At 66.5% G+C, this 230-nt stretch carries 1 pseudogene; it reads left to right on the forward strand.

The features are described from left to right. Positions 1–230: pseudogene (locus AC0IY0_RS29165) on the forward strand (inositol-3-phosphate synthase); the annotation flags it as partial.

Below are 230 nucleotides of genomic sequence, written 5' to 3' on the forward strand. Positions count from 1 at the left end.
TGCCGGCCCTGCTCGGATTGGCTACGGAGATGAACGTCCCGGTGGCCGGCAAGGACGGCAAGTCCGGCCAGACCATGATGAAGACGGTGCTGGCTCCCGCCGTCAAGGCGCGCGCCCTCCACGTCGACGGCTGGTTCTCGACCAACATCCTGGGCAACCGCGACGGCCTCGCCCTGTCTGACCCGAACTCGCTGCAGTCGAAGCTCAACACCAAGGGTACGGTGCTCGAC

The organism is Methylobacterium sp. AC315 (assembly GCF_979253755.1).